At 34.7% G+C, this 20,992-nt stretch carries 22 protein-coding genes and 2 tRNA genes; 12 read left to right on the top strand and 12 right to left on the bottom strand.

The window, feature by feature from the left end; genetic code table 11:
* Complete coding sequence (locus DCO46_RS15605) at positions 1-984, bottom strand: PorV/PorQ family protein (protein WP_116753443.1); 984 nt, start codon at positions 982-984, stop codon at positions 1-3.
* Positions 985-1,260: 276 nt separating this feature from the next.
* On the opposite strand from DCO46_RS15605, the gene DCO46_RS15600 reads away from it, so the two are divergent.
* Both DCO46_RS15600 and DCO46_RS15595 read left to right on the top strand, forming a co-directional pair.
* Positions 1,261-1,992 (top strand): CDP-alcohol phosphatidyltransferase family protein, encoded by a 732-nt coding sequence (locus DCO46_RS15600; protein WP_116753434.1) that lies wholly within the window; start codon positions 1,261-1,263, stop codon positions 1,990-1,992.
* A gap of 10 nt (positions 1,993-2,002) precedes the next feature.
* Entirely contained in the window at positions 2,003-2,854 is an 852-nt protein-coding gene (locus DCO46_RS15595) for a glycoside hydrolase family 25 protein (protein ID WP_116753433.1), read from the top strand.
* A 90-nt stretch (positions 2,855-2,944) separates the two neighbouring features.
* On the opposite strand, the gene lptB is transcribed toward DCO46_RS15595, so the two are convergent.
* The 4 genes from lptB to DCO46_RS15575 form a co-directional block, all read right to left on the bottom strand.
* Entirely contained in the window at positions 2,945-3,685 is a 741-nt protein-coding gene (gene lptB / locus DCO46_RS15590; RefSeq protein ID WP_026982881.1) for an LPS export ABC transporter ATP-binding protein, read from the bottom strand.
* A gap of 205 nt (positions 3,686-3,890) precedes the next feature.
* The gene (locus DCO46_RS15585; RefSeq protein ID WP_116753432.1) at positions 3,891-4,241 is read right to left on the bottom strand and encodes a carboxymuconolactone decarboxylase family protein; all 351 of its coding nucleotides are present in this window, start codon (positions 4,239-4,241) and stop codon (positions 3,891-3,893) included.
* A complete protein-coding gene (gene tatC / locus DCO46_RS15580) occupies positions 4,234-5,049 on the bottom strand; it encodes a twin-arginine translocase subunit TatC (protein WP_116753431.1) in 816 nt (271 codons plus the stop codon). Before tatC ends, DCO46_RS15585 begins: the two co-directional genes overlap by 8 nt.
* Entirely contained in the window at positions 5,049-6,014 is a 966-nt protein-coding gene (locus DCO46_RS15575; RefSeq protein WP_165828967.1) for an SIS domain-containing protein, read from the bottom strand. The genes tatC and DCO46_RS15575 overlap by 1 nt, the downstream gene beginning before the upstream one ends.
* Before the next feature lie 86 nt (positions 6,015-6,100).
* Here DCO46_RS15575 and recQ point away from each other — a divergent pair, with 86 nt between their 5' ends.
* Positions 6,101-8,296 carry a DNA helicase RecQ gene (recQ, locus tag DCO46_RS15570; RefSeq protein WP_116753430.1) on the top strand — a complete coding sequence of 732 codons (2,196 nt, stop codon included), beginning with the start codon at positions 6,101-6,103 and terminating at the stop codon, positions 8,294-8,296.
* Positions 8,297-8,431: 135 nt separating this feature from the next.
* Here the strand turns inward: recQ and DCO46_RS15565 are convergent, their stop codons facing one another.
* Positions 8,432-8,671 (bottom strand): hypothetical protein, encoded by a 240-nt coding sequence (locus tag DCO46_RS15565; RefSeq protein WP_116753429.1) that lies wholly within the window; start codon positions 8,669-8,671, stop codon positions 8,432-8,434.
* Positions 8,672-8,795: 124 nt separating this feature from the next.
* On the opposite strand from DCO46_RS15565, the gene DCO46_RS15560 reads away from it, so the two are divergent.
* Positions 8,796-10,355, top strand: a complete 1,560-nt coding sequence (locus DCO46_RS15560) for an NAD(P)/FAD-dependent oxidoreductase (protein WP_116753428.1) — start codon at positions 8,796-8,798, stop codon at positions 10,353-10,355.
* 73 nt (positions 10,356-10,428) lie between these two features.
* The gene (locus DCO46_RS15555) at positions 10,429-11,517 is read left to right on the top strand and encodes a hypothetical protein (protein WP_116753427.1); all 1,089 of its coding nucleotides are present in this window, start codon (positions 10,429-10,431) and stop codon (positions 11,515-11,517) included.
* Positions 11,518-11,596: 79 nt separating this feature from the next.
* Here the strand turns inward: DCO46_RS15555 and DCO46_RS15550 are convergent, their stop codons facing one another.
* The 4 genes from DCO46_RS15550 to msrB form a co-directional block, all read right to left on the bottom strand.
* Positions 11,597-12,556, bottom strand: a complete 960-nt coding sequence (locus tag DCO46_RS15550; protein WP_116753426.1) for a quinone oxidoreductase family protein — start codon at positions 12,554-12,556, stop codon at positions 11,597-11,599.
* Positions 12,557-12,671: 115 nt separating this feature from the next.
* Positions 12,672-14,072: an aminopeptidase P N-terminal domain-containing protein gene (locus DCO46_RS15545; RefSeq protein ID WP_116753425.1), complete on the bottom strand. Its 1,401-nt coding sequence runs from the start codon at positions 14,070-14,072 to the stop codon at positions 12,672-12,674.
* 123 nt (positions 14,073-14,195) lie between these two features.
* Complete coding sequence (gene msrA, locus DCO46_RS15540) at positions 14,196-14,813, bottom strand: peptide-methionine (S)-S-oxide reductase MsrA (protein WP_116753424.1); 618 nt, start codon at positions 14,811-14,813, stop codon at positions 14,196-14,198.
* Between the two features lie 2 nt (positions 14,814-14,815).
* On the bottom strand, positions 14,816-15,385 hold the full coding sequence (msrB, locus tag DCO46_RS15535; RefSeq protein WP_116753423.1) for a peptide-methionine (R)-S-oxide reductase MsrB: 570 nt from the start codon (positions 15,383-15,385) through the stop codon (positions 14,816-14,818).
* A gap of 288 nt (positions 15,386-15,673) precedes the next feature.
* Between msrB and idi the strand changes: the two genes are divergently transcribed.
* From idi to DCO46_RS15500, 7 genes are all read left to right on the top strand, one after another.
* Complete coding sequence (gene idi, locus DCO46_RS15530) at positions 15,674-16,201, top strand: isopentenyl-diphosphate Delta-isomerase (protein ID WP_116753422.1); 528 nt, start codon at positions 15,674-15,676, stop codon at positions 16,199-16,201.
* A gap of 22 nt (positions 16,202-16,223) precedes the next feature.
* Positions 16,224-16,634: a 6-pyruvoyl trahydropterin synthase family protein gene (locus DCO46_RS15525; RefSeq protein ID WP_116753421.1), complete on the top strand. Its 411-nt coding sequence runs from the start codon at positions 16,224-16,226 to the stop codon at positions 16,632-16,634.
* Positions 16,635-16,637: 3 nt separating this feature from the next.
* Positions 16,638-17,096, top strand: coding sequence for a peroxiredoxin (locus tag DCO46_RS15520; RefSeq protein ID WP_116753420.1), 459 nt, complete (start codon positions 16,638-16,640; stop codon positions 17,094-17,096).
* Between the two features lie 44 nt (positions 17,097-17,140).
* Positions 17,141-18,109: a type I phosphomannose isomerase catalytic subunit gene (locus tag DCO46_RS15515; RefSeq protein WP_116753419.1), complete on the top strand. Its 969-nt coding sequence runs from the start codon at positions 17,141-17,143 to the stop codon at positions 18,107-18,109.
* Positions 18,110-18,166: 57 nt separating this feature from the next.
* Positions 18,167-18,433 (top strand): hypothetical protein, encoded by a 267-nt coding sequence (locus DCO46_RS15510; RefSeq protein WP_059114230.1) that lies wholly within the window; start codon positions 18,167-18,169, stop codon positions 18,431-18,433.
* A gap of 77 nt (positions 18,434-18,510) precedes the next feature.
* Positions 18,511-18,584: transfer RNA gene (locus DCO46_RS15505), tRNA-Thr, on the top strand.
* 104 nt (positions 18,585-18,688) lie between these two features.
* Positions 18,689-18,762, top strand: a tRNA-Thr gene (locus tag DCO46_RS15500).
* Between the two features lie 374 nt (positions 18,763-19,136).
* Here the strand turns inward: DCO46_RS15500 and DCO46_RS15490 are convergent.
* Positions 19,137-19,871 (bottom strand): DUF4369 domain-containing protein, encoded by a 735-nt coding sequence (locus DCO46_RS15490; protein WP_116753417.1) that lies wholly within the window; start codon positions 19,869-19,871, stop codon positions 19,137-19,139.
* A gap of 133 nt (positions 19,872-20,004) precedes the next feature.
* On the bottom strand, positions 20,005-20,826 hold the full coding sequence (locus DCO46_RS15485) for a hypothetical protein (RefSeq protein ID WP_116753416.1): 822 nt from the start codon (positions 20,824-20,826) through the stop codon (positions 20,005-20,007).
* Between the last annotated feature and the right edge of the window lie 166 nt (positions 20,827-20,992).

Genomic DNA, 20,992 nt, shown 5'->3' with positions numbered 1-20,992 from the left:
TTATCTAAAGATACCTAAATCAACTTTTATTGAAAAAATATTAGAATACAAAGCAGTACTCTGATTTCCTAAATCGGTCAAAGCATAATCGACCTGAATTCCTTTATATTTAAATCCTAAACCAATATTGGGCTGAAAACTGATCTTTTCAGAATTATCTAATTGCGTTACATTTTGAAAATTTCCTGCTCCCGCTCTTAAAAAAACAAGATCAGTATAACCAAATTCAAAACCAATCGCAGGATCTATACTCACTACTTTTGATGAAATAATATCATTGGTCTGCTCAAAACGCATGTTTAGATTGGATGCGACCAGTAAAGTGTAATCATTGTGAAATTCAATCAGTCTGGAAACACCCAATTGCGCTTTTGGTAAAGTGATTTCAGTGCTTTCAGGCAGTTCGGTATTTTCTCCCGGAATAGCATTGGCAATTTTTTCATATTCCTCCTCATCGATATTCCAGATATTATATGTTGTTGTAATATCGCGAAGCATCAGGCCAAATTTCCAGTTATTTTTCTCAAACTGAAGCCCAAAATCAAAACCAAAACCCCATGAATTTGCAAATTTTCCAATCACACGGCGAATAACTTTTGCATTTACACCATATTGAAACCCTTCTATAGGTAACTTTCTCGCATATGAAAAAGTAAAGCCGTAATCTGCAGTCGAAAATAAGCTAATTCTGTTGTAATCAATATTTCCCTGACTGTCAATTAATTCTGTTGTATCTAAAATATCATCTACACCAAAACGAATCATAGAGATTCCCCAGGCACTTTTGTCGTCAATGGGACTTGCATATCCGATATAATCGTACTGCGCGATATTGGCAAAATAATTGGCGTGCATTAACGAAATCTGATGATCTTCAAGATGCGTCAGCCCGGCCGGATTCCAGTATACAGCGTTTACATCGTTTGTCGAAGCAACCACAGTGCTCGACATTCCTAATGCAGCAGCATCGACACCTATATTCATAAACTCATTCGAATATTTTCGAACAGTTTGCGCATATTGTGCGGCGCAACTCCAAAATAATAAAAACACAAAAAGTTTCTTCAACGGATATTTTTTTGTAAACCTGAGTCGATTTTTAATTTTCATCAAAAATATAATATTTTGCTCATCTAATTTGTTCCTTTTGATAAATAATGCGAAACTGAAGATTTCAATCAAAAAACTTCTCTAAAAACACATTTTAGATACAGGTTATTGTGTTAAATTTGTTGTTCACCATTATCAAAATTTCAAAACATGAATATTAAAAAGCACATTCCAAACTTAATTACCTTAATCAATCTTTTTTGTGGCTGTATAGCAGTTGTTTATATTTCTGAGGCAATTAGAACAGATGATTCTCATTACTATTTATTGGCTTTTTATATGGTTTGTTTAGGAATCTTTTTTGATTTTTTTGATGGTTTTTTTGCCAGATTATTCAAAGTTTCAAGTCCTCTTGGTCTGCAGCTGGATTCTTTGGCAGATATGGTAACGAGCGGAGTTGCTCCCGGTTATGTTATGTACAGCTTGTTTGCCAACAGTGGACATGAATTAGGAACAAGTGCCTTTATTCCGTTTTTAGGTTTCATAATAACTTTGGGTTCTTGTTATCGTCTGGCTAATTTTAACATAGATACACGTCAGACCGATTCGTTTATAGGTTTGCCAACGCCTGCCAATTCACTTTTTATTTTGAGCCTGCCTTTGGTTATAAGATTTTCAGATTCTTTATTCATGCTGGAAATCCTTACCAATCAATGGGTTTTATTAGTTATAACTTTATGTAGTGCTTATATTTTAAATGCGGAAATTCCGTTATTTTCTCTAAAAATTAAAAAATTCAACTTTAAGGACAATGCCTTACAAATGTCATTTTTGTTGATTTCTTTTGTCTTGTTGCTTTTACTTCAATACATCGCAATTCCTGTGATAATTGTCTTTTATGTACTATTATCAGTAGTAAATAATATTTTTCTGAAAAAGTAGTTTTATCGGAATGGCAAGAAAAACGACTTATCGTAAAACAGTTTCAAAGAATTCCGGCCGGTCATTTGCCGGTAAAATTCTGCGTTTTATATTTTTAACAGCTTTTGCGTTGTTTTTTGTGGGTGTGATTTATCATTACCGTCGCGGATTGGCCTATTATTTAGGATATAAAACCAATAAACTCTCCGAAAAAGAAATCGAAGATAAACGTTTGTCGGACGTTCGTAATTTTCAGGTTCTGGCAAAGCATGAAGGAAAATCTATTGGTTTGGATGTGTCAGAATATCAGGGAAAAATTAGCTGGTCTTACGTCGATACTTTAGAACAAAAATACCCGCTTGATTTTGTGTTTATAAGGGCAACTGTAGGCCGGGACAGAAAAGATTTTCAGTTTAAGAGAAACTGGATTGGTGCCAAAGAAAATAAAATGATTCGCGGAGCTTATCATTATTACCGCCCAAACGAAAATTCTATCGAGCAGGCCGATCTGTTTATCAAAACCGTAAAACTGGAAAAAGGGGATTTGCCACCTGTTCTGGATATAGAAAAATTACCAAAAAACCAGTCTTTGGATAGTCTAAAAAAAGGACTCAAACGCTGGCTTCTTAAAGTAGAAAACCATTATAAGGTTCGCCCGATTATTTATACCGGAGAACGATATTATTCTGATTTCCTGAAAGATGAATTTGGAGAATATTTGTTTTGGATCGCCAATTATAATTTCTACAGAGAAAAAATTGAAGACGACTGGCTGTTTTGGCAGTTTACAGAAAAAGCGACCGTTCCGGGAATCGAACGTACAGTCGATATAAATATTTATAACGGAGATTTACAGCAATTGCAGTATATTACCGTTGAGTAAGTAGTAGTTCTTGGAAAAAAGTAAAAAGTAAAAGAAAATGGTAAAAAGTAATTCAAATTTTACTTTTTACCATTCACATATAACTTAATTTTAAAATTCTAATTTCTTTTTACGGAGCTCGAAATTTTGTCCAAGGTAAACACGACGTACCATTTCATCTTCAACTAATTCTTCCGGAATTCCCGCTTTTAGAATTCCTCCTTCAAACATTAAATATGTTTTATCGGTAATTGCTAAAGTTTCCTGAACGTTGTGATCCGTAATAAGGATTCCGATGTTTTTATTTTTTAACTGAGCTACAATTCTTTGAATGTCCTCAACCGCAACCGGGTCAACTCCGGCAAATGGCTCATCCAGTAAAATAAATTTAGGATCTGTTGCCAGGGCACGGGCGATTTCGGTACGGCGACGCTCTCCTCCTGAAAGTAAATCACCACGGTTGGTACGAATATGTTCTAAACTGAATTCTTCAATCAGGCTTTCCATTTTTGCAATTTGTTCTTCTTTAGAAAGTTTGGTTAATTGCAAAACACTCAAAATATTATCTTCAATACTTAATTTTCTGAAAACAGAAGCTTCTTGTGCCAAATAACCAATTCCCTGCTGGGCACGTTTGTACATTGGATAATCAGTAATATTCAAATCATCAAGGTAGATATTTCCCTGATTTGGCTTTACCAATCCTACGATCATATAAAAAGAAGTTGTTTTTCCGGCACCATTTGGCCCCAAAAGGCCAACAATTTCACCTTGGTTTACTTCAACAGAGATTCCTTTTACAACACTACGGCCTTTATAGGTTTTGATTAGGTTATCGGCTCTTAACTTCATTTTTTTAATTAGATAATTAGATAATTTGAAAATGAGATAATTGAAAAACTAACTCAGATTTAATTTTGATAATGTGCCAATTAGGCAATTTGATAATGAGATAATTTATCTCAGACGGGCAAAATAAGTAAAAATAAATCAATCAAATAAATGAATTAACATATCGTATGAAATTATCTAATTGACTAATTATCTAATTTTCTAATTATTTCCCGGTTTCTTCCAGCGCTTCCCAGAATTCGTAAGCTCTTCTTAAATGCGGAACTACAATTGTTCCTCCAACCAGAGTTGCGATTCCCATTGCCTCCATCATTTCTTCTTTTGTAATCCCTTCTTTATAGCTTGTTTCCAAGTGATACTTTACGCAGTCGTCACAACGCAAAACTGCAGATGCAACAAGCCCCAGAAGTTCTTTTGTTTTAACATCAAGAGCACCTGCTGCATAGGCATTGGTATCAAGATTAAAGATTCTTTTTACAATTTTATTGTTATCTGCAAGCAGTTTTTCGTTCATTTTAGAACGATAGTCATTAAATTCTTGAACTATATCAGACATTTTCTTTTAATTTATTTTTATAAACAATCTTTGAAATCAGGATACTTATCTCGTAGATAATCAACATAGGGATTGCAACAATTGTCTGGCTTACTACATCCGGAGGTGTTACAATTGCGGCAACGATCAAAATGATAACTACGGCGTATTTCCAATATTTTCTTAAAAACTCAGGAGTAACTAATCCCAGTTTCGTTAAGAAATAAATGATAATTGGTAATTCAAAAAATAATCCACTGGCAATAACACTCGTTTTAACCATTCCCATATACGATTCAATTGTAAATTGGTTCACGACAACTTTACTGATTGAGAATGTTGCCACGAAATTTACAGACATGGGGATTACAATATAATAACCAAATATTACTCCTAAAAAGAAAAGTAATGAGGAAGTGAAAATAAACACTTTGGCATTTTTTCTTTCTTTTTCATATAAAGCCGGACTGATAAATTTCCAGAGTTCCCATAAAATGTAAGGGAAACTTAAAATAAATCCAGCCAAAATACACATCCACACAAAAATATTGACCTGCCCTTCCATTTCTGTATTCTGAATAATAAAATTCAGCTCAGTAATACAGATGCTGTCTGCAAATCCTAATTGATGTGATAAGTCACAAAACCACTGATAAGTAAAAAATGAGGGCCTTGTTGGGGCAAGGATTATTTCGTCAAACAAATAATCACTAAAAAAATAAGTCACAATTCCCATTACAATAATTGCAATTGTGCTTCTGACCAAAAGCCATCTTAATTCTTCAAGATGGTCTAAAAATGACATCTCGCCAAGGTTTTTCTTTGCCATTATACGATTCCTTCTTTTAAAATGTCATGTAAATGTAATACTCCTTTGTACTCTCCGTTATCAGAAACGATTAACTGTGTAATCGAAAAATCTTCTAATATATTTAAAGCATCAACAGCCATTGTTTCTGATGATACTAATTTAGGGTTTTTACTCATAATATCCTTTGCAGTTAAATCAGCAATAGAATCACGATCGTTTAGCATTCTTCTGATATCCCCATCGGTAATAATTCCGATAATCTTATCATTTTCAATCACAGCAGTAACTCCGAGTCTTTTTTCTGATATCTCAAAAATAACTTTTTTAACTGAAGTTTCTGGTGTAACCATTGGTTTTAACGAATGTTCAATCATGTCTTTTACGCGAAGCAGTAATTTTTTTCCTAAAGCTCCTCCCGGATGATACAATGCAAAATCTTCTGGTTTAAAATCACGCATTTCCATTAAACAAACGGCAAGCGCGTCACCCATAACAAGTTGTGCCGTAGTGCTGTTTGTCGGAGCTAAATTTATAGGGCAGGCTTCTATTTCGACAGTAGTATTAAGGACATAATCTGAACCTTTGGCCAAAAACGAAGTTATGTTTCCCGTAATTGCGATCAGTATGTTTCCAAATCTTTTTAATAACGGAGCCAAAACCTTGATTTCAGGGCTGTTGCCGCTTTTGGAGATACAAATGATAATGTCATCTTTTTGAATCATTCCAAGGTCACCATGAATAGCTTCTGATGCGTGGAGAAACATAGATGGAGTTCCGGTTGAGTTAAAAGTGGCTACCATTTTTTGGGCAATTATCGCGCTTTTTCCTATTCCGGTAACGATCAGTCTGCCTTTTGTTTCATAAATACGTTGGGTCGCTTCGTAGAAATTTTCGTCCAGAAAATCAATTAGTTTTGTAATTGCTTCACTTTCAGAGAGTATTGTTTTTTTTGCTATCGCTAATATATTTTCTTTTGAGATCAAAACAGAATGTTTAAAATTTGTATGTATAAAAGAAAGTTGTATCTTTATGTGTTGCAAATTTATACAAAATACCCTTAATATAAAGAATGAATTCAAACGAAATTGAAATACACAAGGAATTAAAGAAGTATTTCGGCTTTAGCCAATTTAAAGGCTTGCAGGAGCAAGTCATTACGAGTATCTTAGGTAAAACGAATACTTTCGTGATTATGCCTACAGGCGGTGGAAAGTCTCTTTGTTATCAATTACCCGCTTTAATTCAGGACGGAACAGCAATTGTTGTTTCTCCTCTAATTGCTTTGATGAAAAACCAGGTTGATGCAATACGAAGCCTCTCTTCCGAAAACGGAATTGCACACGTTTTAAATTCCTCCCTTACCAAAACCGAAATTGCACAGGTAAAAAAGGATATCACTTCCGGTTTAACAAAACTTCTGTATGTTGCACCCGAATCATTAACAAAAGAAGAATATGTTGCATTCCTGCAAAGTGTGCCAATTTCATTTGTTGCTATTGATGAAGCGCATTGTATCTCAGAATGGGGGCATGATTTTAGGCCAGAATACAGAAATCTAAAAAACATAATCAAACAATTAGGTCAGGTACCTATTATAGGTCTTACGGCAACTGCAACGCCAAAAGTTCAGGAAGATATTCTTAAAAATCTGGACATGTCTGATGCAAATACTTTCAAAGCATCCTTTAACAGACCAAACTTATACTACGAAGTACGTACAAAAACAAAAAATATAGAATCAGATATCATTCGGTTCATCAAACAACACAAAGGCAAGTCCGGAATTATCTATTGCCTGAGCCGTAAAAAAGTAGAATCAATTGCCGAAGTTTTACAGGTAAACGGTATTAGTGCTGTTCCGTATCATGCAGGTTTAGATGCTAAATCAAGAGCAAAACACCAGGATATGTTCCTGATGGAAGATGTAGATGTTGTTGTGGCAACAATTGCATTTGGAATGGGAATTGACAAACCAGATGTTCGTTTTGTCATTCATCATGATATTCCAAAATCATTAGAAAGTTATTATCAGGAAACAGGCCGCGCCGGAAGAGACGGTGGAGAAGGGCACTGTTTGGCATATTACTCTTATAAAGACGTAGAAAAACTGGAGAAGTTCATGTCCGGAAAACCAGTTGCAGAACAGGAAATTGGATTTGCACTTTTACAGGAAGTTGTGGCTTACGCCGAAACCTCGATGTCGCGCAGGAAATTTCTATTGCATTATTTTGGTGAAGAATTTGACAGCGAAACCGGAGAAGGTGCCGATATGGACGACAACGTTCGTAACCCGAAAAATAAAATTGAAGCAAAAGATCAGGTGGTTAAATTGCTGGAAATCGTACGCGATACCAAACATATTTACAAATCAAAAGAAATTGTCTTTACCTTAATAGGGCGTATCAATGCGGTGATTAAAGCGCATAAGACAGATGCACAATCTTATTTTGGTTCTGGTTCTGATCATGATGAAAAATATTGGATGGCCTTATTGAGACAAGTTCTTGTAACAGGTTATCTTTCAAAAGATATAGAAACATATGGTGTTATAAAAATAACACAGGAAGGATTGGATTTTATCCAAAAACCGGTCTCATTTATGATGTCTGAAGACCATGAATATAGTGAAGCCGATGACGAAGCTATTGTAACAGCCGCTAAATCAACCGGTACGGCTGATGAAGTACTGACAGGAATGCTTCGCGAACTTCGTAAAAAAGTAGCCAAAAAACTGGGAGTTCCTCCTTTTGTCGTTTTTCAGGATCCTTCACTTGAAGACATGGCTTTAAAATATCCGATTACTTTACAGGAATTATACAATATTCATGGAGTCGGAGAAGGAAAAGCAAAGAAATATGGCAGTGAATTTGTCGCTTTAATTAGTCGTTATGTAGAAGATAATGATGTAATTCGTCCTGACGATTTAGTGGTAAAATCTACCGGTGTAAACTCTGCCAATAAATTATACATTATTCAGAATATAGACAGAAAACTCTCATTAAAAGATATCGCTTCTGCGAAAGGGTTAACAATGGATGCTTTGATCAAAGAAATGGAGCAGATTGTCTACGCAGGAACCAAACTGAATATCAAATATTGGGTTGACGATATGCTTGATGATGAACAGCAGGAAGAAATTCACGATTACTTCATGGAATCAGAATCAGACAAAATTGAAGACGCACTTAAAGAATTCGACGGAGATTATGATATTGATGAATTACGTTTGATGCGTATTAAGTTTATTAGCGAGGTCGCGAATTAAATTCCAAATTCCAAAAAGAATAGCGTATTAAAAACACAAATTCCAAATTCCAGGCAATCTGTAGCATTGGAATTTGGAATTTTTTATTTGGAGTTTATCAAAAGATTGGAATTTGGAATTTAAAAATTTGGAATTTTAGCCCTCATAAACTTCCCCCCGATGCGGTTTCAAGGCATCTCTTACCTGTATCATGTTTTCATCGGTTACTACCATAAAAGCAGTAGCATGCATGTCGTTTATAATATTGAAACCGGTAATATTTAAAGGAAGTTTTTCAATAACGATATATTCTTTCAAATGAATTTCATGATGCTCGGCTGTTTTGGCAGAAGCCGGACCGCGAAAATCCCAAATTAGTTTTATTTTTCTGGACATTATTTATGTATGTACTAAGGTTCTAAGTAACAAAGGTACAAAGTCTCTTCTAATTTCATTTCAAAATAGTACTTTTGCATCTTCTTTTCATAGAAAGAAAAGCTAATAGAATAAAAAAGATACAATGCCAAGAGAACTTTTACTTCAGGTCACTCCGGAAACTGCAGCAAACGAAGTGTTGCTTAAAGACTATTTGTCTAAACAAATTAAAGTTTCTCCAAATGAAATTCAGCATATTTCAATTTTAAAACGTTCCATTGATGCGCGTCAGAAAGCGATAAAAATCAATCTAAAAGTGGTTATCTATCTAAAAGGTGAACCTTTTCAGGAAACAAAAATTGAACTTCCCGCATATAAAGATGTTTCCAAAGCACAAGAAGTAATTGTAGTAGGAGCCGGGCCGGCAGGACTTTTTGCAGCTTTGCAATTAGTAGAATTGGGTTTAAAACCAATAGTGCTGGAACGCGGAAAAGATGTTCGCGGGCGCCGCCGTGACTTAAAAGCGATAAATGTAGAACATATCGTAAATGAAGATTCTAATTATTGTTTTGGTGAAGGAGGAGCAGGAACGTATTCTGATGGTAAACTATACACACGTTCTAAAAAACGTGGTGATGTAACCCGAATTTTAGAACTTCTGGTGGCTTTTGGAGCTTCAGAAGATATTTTAGTGGAAGCGCACCCACATATCGGAACCAATAAACTGCCAAAAATTATTGAAGATATCCGAAATAAAATTATCGAATTTGGTGGTCAGGTTTTATTTGATACCAGAGTTAAAGATATTTTGGTAAAAAATAACGAAGTTGAAGGAATTGTAACCCAAAACGGAGATAAGATTCTGTCTAATAAATTGATTTTGGCGACGGGGCATTCGGCTCGGGATATTTTTGAATTATTAGATAAAAAGAAAATTTTAATAGAAGTAAAACCTTTTGCTTTGGGGGTTCGTGCCGAACATTCTCAGGAATTAATTGACAGTATTCAGTACAGTTGTGATTACAGAGGCGAGCATTTACCTCCGGCACCCTATTCTATTGTAAAACAGGTTAACGGACGTGGCATGTATTCGTTTTGTATGTGTCCGGGTGGTGTAATCGCGCCTTGTGCAACAAGTCCGGGTGAAGTGGTTACCAACGGCTGGTCACCATCAAAACGTGATCAGGCAACGGCAAATTCGGGAATTGTAATTGAATTAAAACTGGAAGATTTTAAGCCTTTTGCAAAATTTGGCGCTTTAGCCGGAATGGAGTTTCAAAAAAGTATCGAACAAAAAGCATGGCATTTGGCTGGAGAAACTCAAAAAGTTCCGGCACAAAGAATGATCGATTTTACTCAGAATAAAGTGTCATCAGATATTCCGAAAACTTCGTATGTTCCGGGAACAACTTCGGTTGAAATGGGGCAGGTTTTTCCGGGATTTTTATCGCAGATTTTACGTCAGGGCTTTCAGGAATTCGGAAAATCAATGCGCGGTTATCTGACTAATGAAGCTATTTTGCATGCACCCGAAAGCCGTACTTCATCACCTGTCAGAATCCCGAGGGATCCTGTAAGTTATGAGCATTTGCAAATAAAAGGATTATATCCGTGCGGAGAAGGAGCAGGGTATGCCGGCGGAATTATCTCTGCAGCCATAGATGGTGAAAAATGTGCGTTGATGATTGCAGAATCCCTGAAATAATTTTTGGAATAGTTTTCTGATTATTAAAATTTGTGATATATTTAGTTCTCCAGTTTTAATAATTATAAGCCTAATGAAAAATTTCTTCTCTAATTTATTTAATAGAAACAATGATCCGCAATCGATAATTTCTTTTGATGTTATCAATCCTGTTTATTCTTATTTATACAACGAAAAAGGCAGTTTTGAATTCAAAGTAAAAGGGATTCAGGAAGAAGTGTCTGTTAATTTGTTTTATTTTCCGGGTTCATTTGATCATGAAGAAGGCAATGCAGAAATTAAAAAAGCCGGTTTCAGTAATTCTTATGAAGTTTTAAATGAGCTTTATAAAAAGATTGATATTGGTGTCATTTCCGAAGAGAATATGCAGGATGGATTAGAATATGATTTTATTCATATTCAGTTTTACTCTGCCCCAAGTCCAGAAATGAAACAGTATTTTAAGCGTGTACTGAATAATTTCGTAATCATTTTTTGCTGTACAAACAGTTTGGAAACAAACGATTTCAAAATTTTATATTCCAGCAGTCATTTTATTGATTATACAAAAGGATTGTTAGATACAGAATATCTTGATTTTAATAGTCCAAAGAATGAAACGCAGGAAATTGGAATCCGGGATTTCAAAATTGTTTTGCAGGCAATGTGTCAATATATGAACATAGAAATTCCAGAGAGCGTCGAGCTGCCTTCTTCTGAGAATTTGATAGAAGCCGAAGAAGTTACTCTCGAAACTTTTGAAGAGTTTATAAAATTAGTTTCAAGAGGAGCTATTGAAGAAAAGGAACTGAAAAAACAATCAAAAAAGCTTTTCAAAAACTACCAGAAAGACACAAGTGAATATCACACAATTGTTGAGGGTCATTTTGATTTCTTCGAAAGTATTGATGCCTGGAACAGTGACTGGAAATTTGATCCCGAAGATGCAGAATACTTTATTTCTGAAATGATCGGAGAGGATTTAAATTTTGCCTATCCTGAAAAAACATACAGCCACGACTTATTTCCATATATTCAATCAGCTTTAGAGAAATTAAATTTAGAATTGATGTCATACAATACAAATGGAGATAATTATTTATTCTTTTTGGCGAATAAAGATAATGTTTCCAGAATTCTGAAACTATCCGATTTGACTAAAATTGAGGTTGATCAATTGTAAAAGATAGTCGCAATCTTGTCATCCTGACGAATGAAGGGTGACAAGATTGCGTTGAAAACTGAGACTGAAAACTAACTATTTAAGGGATCAGAATAATTTTCCCTGTACTTTTTCGGCTTTCGAGATAATCGTGTGCCAGTTTTCCTTCTGATAACTTAAAAGAAGTAGGTTCTGAAAGTTTAATTTTTCCATCAATAATCCAGCTAAATAATTGACTGGCTCTTTTGATTCTTTCTTCCTTAGAGTTTAAATAACTCCATAAATCGCCACCGGTTAAGGTTTTAGAACCATCCATTAACATTCTTGGGTCTACAGGGGCCGGATCGCCGCCCGCCATTCCGAAAAAAACAACCTGACCGCATTCTTTGGTAACTTCAAAGCTTTCGGCTAAAGTGCTTCCGATACTATCATAAACAACATCGACGCCGTTTGGGACTATTTTAAAAAGTTCTGATTTCCAGTCTTCATTATATAATAAAACATGATTGGCACCTTGCTCAAAAGCGACTTTGGCTTTGTCTGCAGACGAAGTCAGACCAATAACATTTGCTCCTGAAAGTTTGCTGATTTGCGTCAAAATCTGCCCGACTCCCCCCGCAACGGCATGAATTAATACCGTTTCGCCTTCTTGGGTTTTGTGACTGTCAGTGGCCAGATAATGCGCCGTTAAACCCTGTAATAAAATGGCAGCTGCAGTTTCAAACGAAATGGCTTCCGGTAAAGGTAAAACGTGATTTATGTTTACGGCAACTAATTCTGCATTTGCAAATGGTGCATCGGCAAAAGCAACACGATCACCAACATTATATTCCGGATGGTTATTAGCATCAACAATAATTCCGGCACCTTCATAACCCGCAATAAAAGGCGGATTTCCTTTTAAATGATAATTTCCCTTTCGTCTGTAAACGTCTGCAAAATTTAGTCCGATAGCTTTCATTTCGACTAAGATTTCATCACTTTTTAACTGAGGATCCGGGATATCAATATATTCTAAAACATCTGATTCTCCAAAAGAAGAAAAGGTAAGTGCTTTCATTTTGAATTAATTTAAGAATACAAAGTTCGGGAAAATTCAAAAATAAAGCCTCAGTTAAAAAATTTTAAATGAGGCTTTGGGTTTATTTCTTTTTAATCTGTGACTTAAATAAAAATTATATTTTAGGGAATTTCATGTCATTGAATGTGCTTTTTTGTTTGGCCAAAGCTTCAATCTCTTCCCATTTTCTTGGAGATTCTGCAGATAAATTTTCATATGAATCTTTTTTCATTAGAATATCATCTTCTATACGCACGCCAATATTCCACCATTTTTTGTCACATTTACTGTTTTCCGGAATATAGATTCCAGGTTCAACAGTCAGGATCATATTTTCTTTTAGGATTCCGGAATAGTCTCCTTTGTCATGAACATCTAGTCCAAGAAAATGTGAACATCCGTGCGGATAATATATTTTCGCATCTTTTGGATCGGTAATAATTCCTAATTTGATTAATCCGTTTGCAATAACTTCTCTTGATCTTTGATTTAAATCCTGAATAGGAGTTCCTTCTTTGCAGATTTTGAAAACTTCTTCCTGAGCTTCATAAACCAATTGGTAAATCGCTTTTTGTTCTTCTGTAAATTTTCCGTTTGCCGGAATTGTTCTTGTAACGTCTGCAGAATAACCATGATATTCAGAGCCCACATCCATTAACAATAACTGATTGTCAATTTTTGTCGAGTTGTTTTCGCCATAATGCAAAATACAGCCATTTGCACCTGCACCAACAATTGGAGGATAACTTTCCTCTTCTGAACCATAATGCCTGTGAATGTAGGCATGAATTCCGTCGGCTTCATTTTCGCTCATATCCGGTCCGACCGCCTTCATAACTTCATTGTGAGCAATGCAGGATAGTTTTACCGTTTTGCGCATTAATACCAATTCTTCAGGAGTTTTTATTTCACGAAGTGAGTTGGTAATGTTTGTAAACAAATCTACAGAAGCCTGATTTTCTTCTGAAATACCGGCTTTGGTTTTAAATGACTGAAGCAATGAATATAAGTTGTCAGCATTGTTGCTGACTGAAATGTTGGTTGGGATTTTATCATAAATGATTTTGTCAAACTTTTTGAAATCAATTTTAAAATCATTGAAATCTTTTCCGTTGTAAACGGTTGTAAAACCTAATTTAGTTGTAGCGCCTTCGGTCCCTAAACGTCTTCCGGTCCACATTTCCCTAGTAGCATTTCTTTCTCTTACAAAAAGTACTTCGGTATATTTTTCTGTTCCCTGAGGATCTTTAAAAAGCAATAATACAGCGTCGGGTTCTTTGTATCCGGTCAAATAATACATATCAGGATTTGCGTGATAATTGTAATTGATGTCCTTTGAAAATATTCTTTCAGGATAAGAAAAAACAACTGCTACAGAATTGGCCGGCATCAAAGCTCTGAAAGCTTCACGACGCCCTTTATGAAATTCTTTTGATAGATAGTCCGTTGGTAAATTTTTCTGCGAATGAACCTGAAAAATACCGATTAGTAAAAAAAACAGAAGAAAACGCTTCATTTTTTGATAGTTTTAAGTTGATGATTTTGGTTTATTATGGATGCAAATTACAAAAAATGCAAATACTGTTGTAAAATAAAAAACCGCTCATGAAAATGAACGGTTTCTGTTTTGAATTAATAACTATTTCTTCTTTAGTTTGTCTTTAAAGACTTTTTCAAATTTTTCAATTTTAGGCTGAATAACCATTTTGCAATATGGCTGGTTTTTGTTGTTTGAATAATAATTCTGATGATAATCCTCTGCTTTGTAGAATTTTGTAAAAGGCTCCACTTTTGTCACAATCGGACTGCTGTAAACTTTTGCTTTGTTTAATTCTGCTATGATGCTTTCAGCAGCCTTTTTTTGTTCAGGATTTTTATAAAAAATAACAGAACGATATTGTGTGCCAACATCTGCGCCCTGTCTGTTTAAAGTTGTCGGATCATGAACTGTAAAGAAAACTTTAAAGATTTCATTGATGTCTGTTACCGTTTTGTCATAAGTAATCTGAACCACTTCGGCATGACCTGTGGTTCCGGTACAAACTTCTTCGTAAGTTGGGTTAGCGACTTTTCCTCCCGAAAACCCCGAAACTACTGATTTTACCCCGTTTAAGTTTTCATAAACAGCCTCAACGCACCAATAACAACCTCCGCCAACGGTAATAGTTTCAAAATTTGATGTTTTTTTAGATTTATTATCTTGTGCAAAACCAGTAAGGGATAATGCCAAAATGCATATTAGAAATATATTTTTCATGTTTATTTATTATTAGAATCAGGAATAAAATCAAGTGCAATCGAATTCATACAATAACGTTTTCCGGTTGGTTCAGGGCCGTCATCAAATAAATGGCCTAAATGTCCCCCGCATCTGCCGCAAAGAGCTTCAATTCTTTCCATTCCGAGAGAATTATCGGTTTTATAAACCACACTTTTTTTGTTGTCCTGCTCAAAGAAGCTTGGCCATCCGCAGCTGCTTGCAAATTTGGCGCCTGATCTGAAAAGTTTATTTCCGCAGGAAGCACAGTAGTAAGTTCCTTTTTCGTCAGTGTTCCAGTATTTTCCGGTAAAAGGTCTTTCCGTATCTGCCTGACGCATTACAGCATAAACATCTTCAGGAAGCACTTTTTTCCATTCAACGTCGCTAACATTAAGTTTAGTAGTGTCTGTATTTGAATAATATGGATTTCCGGTTTTATTGATTTTGTTTTCCATGGCAACGCTTTTAGGATTTGTTTTTTTTGTGTTTTGTCCGCAGGCCTGAAAAATGAATAGCGGAAGTAAAAAGCAAAGGCTGAAAAATTGAGTTTTTGTTTTTTGGATTTTCATGAGGCTTTATTTTTAGTGTTTCAAATGTACGGCGAGAGTTTGGTTCAAAATACCGTCTGTTTTACAATTGAGATTTTTTTAAGTATGATTTAACTTTTTATTATTTACGAAAAAGACTTACAATTAGTTTTTAAGGCTTATTTTTAAAGGATTTTTACAAATTAAATATTTTCAATTGACTGTTAATTAGTTTGTTATAAAGGCATTCTCTCGTTAAACTTTTCACAATCTTTTTTGAGATTTTCAAGCCATTTCTTTTTTCGTATTTTTGTTGTACAAAATGCCCTAATGATAGAAGAAAACGTAATATTAGTCAATCAAAATGATGAGCAAATTGGCTTAATGCCAAAGTTAGAAGCACACGAAAAAGCGCTTTTGCATCGTGCTTTTTCAGTTTTTATTTTAAATAACAAAAATGAAATAATGCTGCAGCAGCGTGCACATCAAAAATATCACTCACCTTTACTCTGGACAAATACATGTTGTAGTCATCAACGCGAAGGCGAGACGAATATTGAAGCAGGAAGCAGGAGATTGTTTGAAGAAATGGGTTTTAAAACGGAACTGAAAGAATTATTTCATTTTATATATAAAGCTCCTTTTGATAATGGCCTGACAGAACATGAGCTTGATCACGTTATGATTGGGTATTATAATGCTGCACCAGCCATTAATACGGAAGAGGTAGAAGCATGGAAATGGATGAAAATAGAGGATGTAAAAGAGGATATTGAAAAACAGCCCGAAATTTATACTGTGTGGTTCAAAATAATTTTTGATGAATTTTATCATTATTTAGAAGATCACAAAATTTAACGATACCTAACCAAAGACCGAAATGAGAGTAACCATATCAAGAAAAGCACATTTTAATGCTGCACATCGATTGTACAGGAAGGATTGGACATCAGAAAAGAATGATTTAGTTTTTGGAAAATGTAATAATCCCAATTTTCATGGTCATAATTATGGTTTAACAGTTAGTGTTACAGGAAAAATTGACCCGGAAACCGGTTTTGTAATAGATGTGAAAGTATTGGCGGACATCATACTTCAGGAAGTAGAGGTTCCGTTTGATCACAAAAATCTGAATCTGGACGTTCCCGAATTTCAGGATTTGAATCCAACTGCAGAAAATATTGCCGTTGTGATATGGAATAAAATTAGAAAAAGAATTCACACCGATTTTGATATAGAAATTGTTTTGAATGAAACGGACCGCAATTTTGTAACTTATAAAGGAGAATAAAAAATGTCATTAAAAATAGGAGATATAGTTCCGAATTTTACTGCAAAGGATAGTCACGGAGAAGTTTTTGAAAGCCAGAGTGTTTTGGGACGTAAGCCACTCGTGATTTATTTTTATCCGAAAGACAATACCCCGGGCTGCACTACAGAAGCGTGCAGTTTTAGGGATCAATATGAAGATTTTAAAGATTTAGGAGCGGAAGTAATCGGTATAAGCAGTGATAGTGTAAAATCACATCACAAGTTTGCCAACAAATACAAACTGCCGTTTATTTTACTTTCGGATAAGGATAAAAAAATGAGGCATCTGTTTGGTGTCCGAAATAATCTGTTTGGTCTTATTCCGGGCAGAGTAACTTATATTATAGACAAAAATGGCGTTGTGATTTATATTTTTGATAGTATGAATGCATCGAAGCATATTCCGAAAGCCCTTGAAATAATAAAAGAATTAGTATTATAAAATTGTTTAATTAATCATAGAATATTAGCCTTAAAATTAAAATAATGAAACCAGAATTATACCCATTACAATTTGAGCCTATCCTGAAAGAAAGAATTTGGGGAGGAGAAAAACTTAAAACAATATTAAATAAACCTATTACGTCTAAAATTACCGGCGAAAGTTGGGAATTGTCTACAGTAGAAGGTGATGTTAGTGTTGTTGCAAACGGAAACCTGAAAGGAAAATCCCTGATGGAACTTATTGAGGAAACGCCAAATGAAATTTTAGGAACAAGAGTTTACGAGCGTTTTGGAAAACAATTTCCGTTGCTTTTTAAATATTTAGACGCCAGGGAAGATCTTTCTATTCAGGTTCATCCAAACGATAAATTGGCAAAAGAACGTCATAATTCTTTTGGTAAAACCGAAATGTGGTATGTAACACAGGCCGATGCAGACGCGAGAATTATTGTTGGTTTTAAAGAAAATTCAAGTAAAGAAGAATATTTAAAACACCTTAATGATAAAAGTCTGGTTTCTATTCTTGATACTGTAAAAGCTAAACCCGGAGACGTTTTCTTTTTAGAAACAGGAACGGTTCATGCTATCGGAGCAGGATTAGTAGTTGCCGAAATTCAGCAGACTTCTGATATTACCTATCGTTTGTACGACTTTGACCGTAAAGATGCTCAGGGAAATGCCAGAGAACTGCACGTAGATTTAGCACTTGATGCTATAAATTACAATAAAGTTGATACTCAGAAAAAATATGAGACCAAAACTAATGAATCAAACGTTGTTGTAGACTGTCCTTATTTTACAACTAATTTTATTCCGTTAGAAAATAAAGTAGATGTTTCTAAATCAGGAGAAACTTTTACAGTTTATATGTGTATTGAAGGAAGTTTTGAAATTGAATATAATGGCTTTAAACAGACGTATAAAAAAGGAGATACTGTTTTGGTCCCGGCTGAGATAAATGCATTTATTTTGAGCGGAAAAGCTTCAATTTTAGAAATTTACATTTCATAGCACATAATAGAAAGAATATGTGTATTTTTGCAGTCGCAAATTAAAATAAAAATAAAAATGGCAAACGTTAAGAATTTAAAGAAAGACATCAACTTCGTGTTAGGAGATATTATTGAGGCAATTTACTTATTTGAAATGTCTACATCAGGAAATCCTACTCCGGAAACGAATGCTTTGATCGATGAAGCTATCGCTGCTTTCGATACTTTGATCACAAAAGTGAATGCAAAGAACGTTGAAAATAAAAAAGCACATTTCAAACAAATAAATGTTGAATTGGAAGAAACTGCAAATCAATTGATTACTAAAATCAACGAATTGTAGTCAAAAAAAAGTGTAAAAAGTTTGTTTTTTTTTTGGAAAAACAAAAAACAGGCTTATCTTTGCACCCGTAATGAGTCGCCAGCGTAGCTCAGTTGGCTAGAGCAGCTGATTTGTAATCAGCAGGTCGTGGGTTCGAGTCCCTCCGCCGGCTCAAAAAAAACCATCACTTTTGTGGTGGTTTTTTATTTAAAATATATTGCAAATTTATTTTGGAAAATACGAAAAACCACTTTATCTTTGCGCCCGTAATACGCCGCCAGCGTAGCTCAGTTGGCTAGAGCAGCTGATTTGTAATCAGCAGGTCGTGGGTTCGAGTCCCTCCGCCGGCTCAAAAACCATCACAGAAATGTGGTGGTTTTTTTTTGCCCGAATTTTAAATCTCAAAAGGGATAAATTTCAAATTTTAGAATTCCAGTTTACGCAGATAATCACATTTGTATCTACTATCAATAGATGCAAAGTGTTGTATTTAAATGTAAGGAGAAATGACAAAAACTCCTCGGTGAAAACCGTCAGTCCATGCGGAGCCGCTAATGCGATTTCTCCTTATGTCGAAATGACAAGATTGAATACACATCTTTATGAAGATGAATAAAAGTTTTAATTTGGAATTTGGAATTTGGAATTTGAGATTTGAGATTTGAGATTTGAGATTTTCACCATAGCATAAAAAAAACGCCCTGAACTCAGGACGTTTTTTTTATTATTCTGCTGCTGCAGGAGCTTTCTGTTCTTCTTTTTTGATTTCACTAACATATTTTGTCAGCTTCTTTCCGTAAAGTGATTTAGCTACTTTTGGAGTCATTGATTTTTGAATAGTATCCAAAAATTTGATATTGATGTCATAAATCTCGGCTAAAGCAATATAAGGCGATATTTCGTAGTCTTTATGGTTAATGGCAAAGTTAGTAGCGTACAGGTATTTTCTTTTGATATTAGACTGCTGTTTTGCGTCTATGCTGTCAATCGCTTTTTGATCCTGTCTTTTTATGGCATTAAATTTTGATTCAACCATTGAAAGGTTTTCATCATTAAAACGTGAATTTATTTTTTTATATTCTTCATATAATTCCTGGTTTTTAGATCCGGTAATTTTAGCACCGTAAATAAAGTTGTCCAGATTAGTTTCGATGTTTACGTTTCCTGGTTCAGCAAAAAATAAAATATTATTGTCTAAAGAATTCGTTACTCCTCTGTCCAGGAATAAGTAAAGCATTTCCGGAGATTCTAATTTTATGTCTCTTTCAAAAGCAGAGTTACCATCGATTTTAACAGAGTCAATCGCAACAAGAGTAGTGTCTACAACTCTCTGGATATATAAAGTTCCGTTTTTTAACCCTTTTATATTTCCGGTAAGATGTAAACTGTCAGTAGATTCTTTTTTGCTGCATGATGCTAACAGAGCAAGAACAGCAAAGGCAATAATTGATTTTTTCATTGGTTTTTAGATTTTGCTGCAAAATAAAGAAAATAGTTTGAATGTTGAGAAATGATAGTTTAATTTTTGTCAAAAATAAAATCCCAATCTATTTCTAAATTGGGATTGCTTTATTTTTTTATAAATGAATTAGTTACATTAGCAAATCATATATAGCTCCATCTTCGTGAGTATAGGTAAATTTACGATCACAGTCATTATTTCCGTAGTCAATAACTCCGTTTAAATAACCTCCCTGAACTTTTAATTTTCCTTTAGAAATAAAATCACAAGAATACTTTTTTATTAAAGATTCCTGAACAGTCAGCGTTAATACACCTCCATTGTCTGAGGTTACCGTATGCGTTCCGTCAGTGATTTCGTAAACATTGTCACTAAGTGTTAATGTTGCAACCCCCTCGGTTTGCTTTGTGGTATAGTTTCCTGAATTTGTATATACTCTTCCCAGTAAATCAGTAAGTTTTCCGTTGGTAACTTTTCTGTTCCATTTTGGTACAGTTTGTTCGGTTGTAGTATTTACATACTCAATAGTTCCTTCCAGTTTCATTCCGTTAAGAGAATAATCTATTCTTTCAATTGTCATTTTACTGCCTGTGTTAAATACTGGCCCCGTAAGTGTAATTTTTAATTTACCCTTTCTCGTAATTTGATTGATCGTACATCCGGTTCCGTAATCTACCGTAAATACTTTTGGATAATCTTCTTCAGTAGTTTTTTCGACTGTAGTCGTAGCGCAGGCCGTTGGTCCGGTTTCAGATGGTTTTGCTGTTGAGTTGTCTGCAATAACCTGTAATCCTGTATGAACATCAATTTCATTTACAGCATCAATAACTACAGAAGCACTTATGGCAGATGTGTCTGCCTGATTTACAATATCATCTCCGTCGCTTCCGCAGGAAACATAAGTTAGGGCTGATGCACAAAGACTTAAGAGTAAAAAAAAGGTTTTTTTCATAGTGGTATTTGTTTATTGTTAGATATTATAGGCTGCTCAAAAATAATAAAAAAAGATTTCGGTACTAATAAAATTTTAGAATCTTCACTTTGTTTATTGTTTTTAGTATCTGAACCTCAAACAGTTTGTAATGCAGGCTTTTTCGTTTTTAATTTTCTTTCCTTTA

It is taken from the genome of Flavobacterium sp. HTF (assembly GCF_003105115.1).
In the GTDB taxonomy this organism is placed as follows: Bacteria; Bacteroidota; Bacteroidia; order Flavobacteriales; family Flavobacteriaceae; genus Flavobacterium.
The sequence above is the reverse complement of the archived record's forward strand: the minus strand, read 5'-3'. Positions and strand labels throughout refer to the sequence as shown.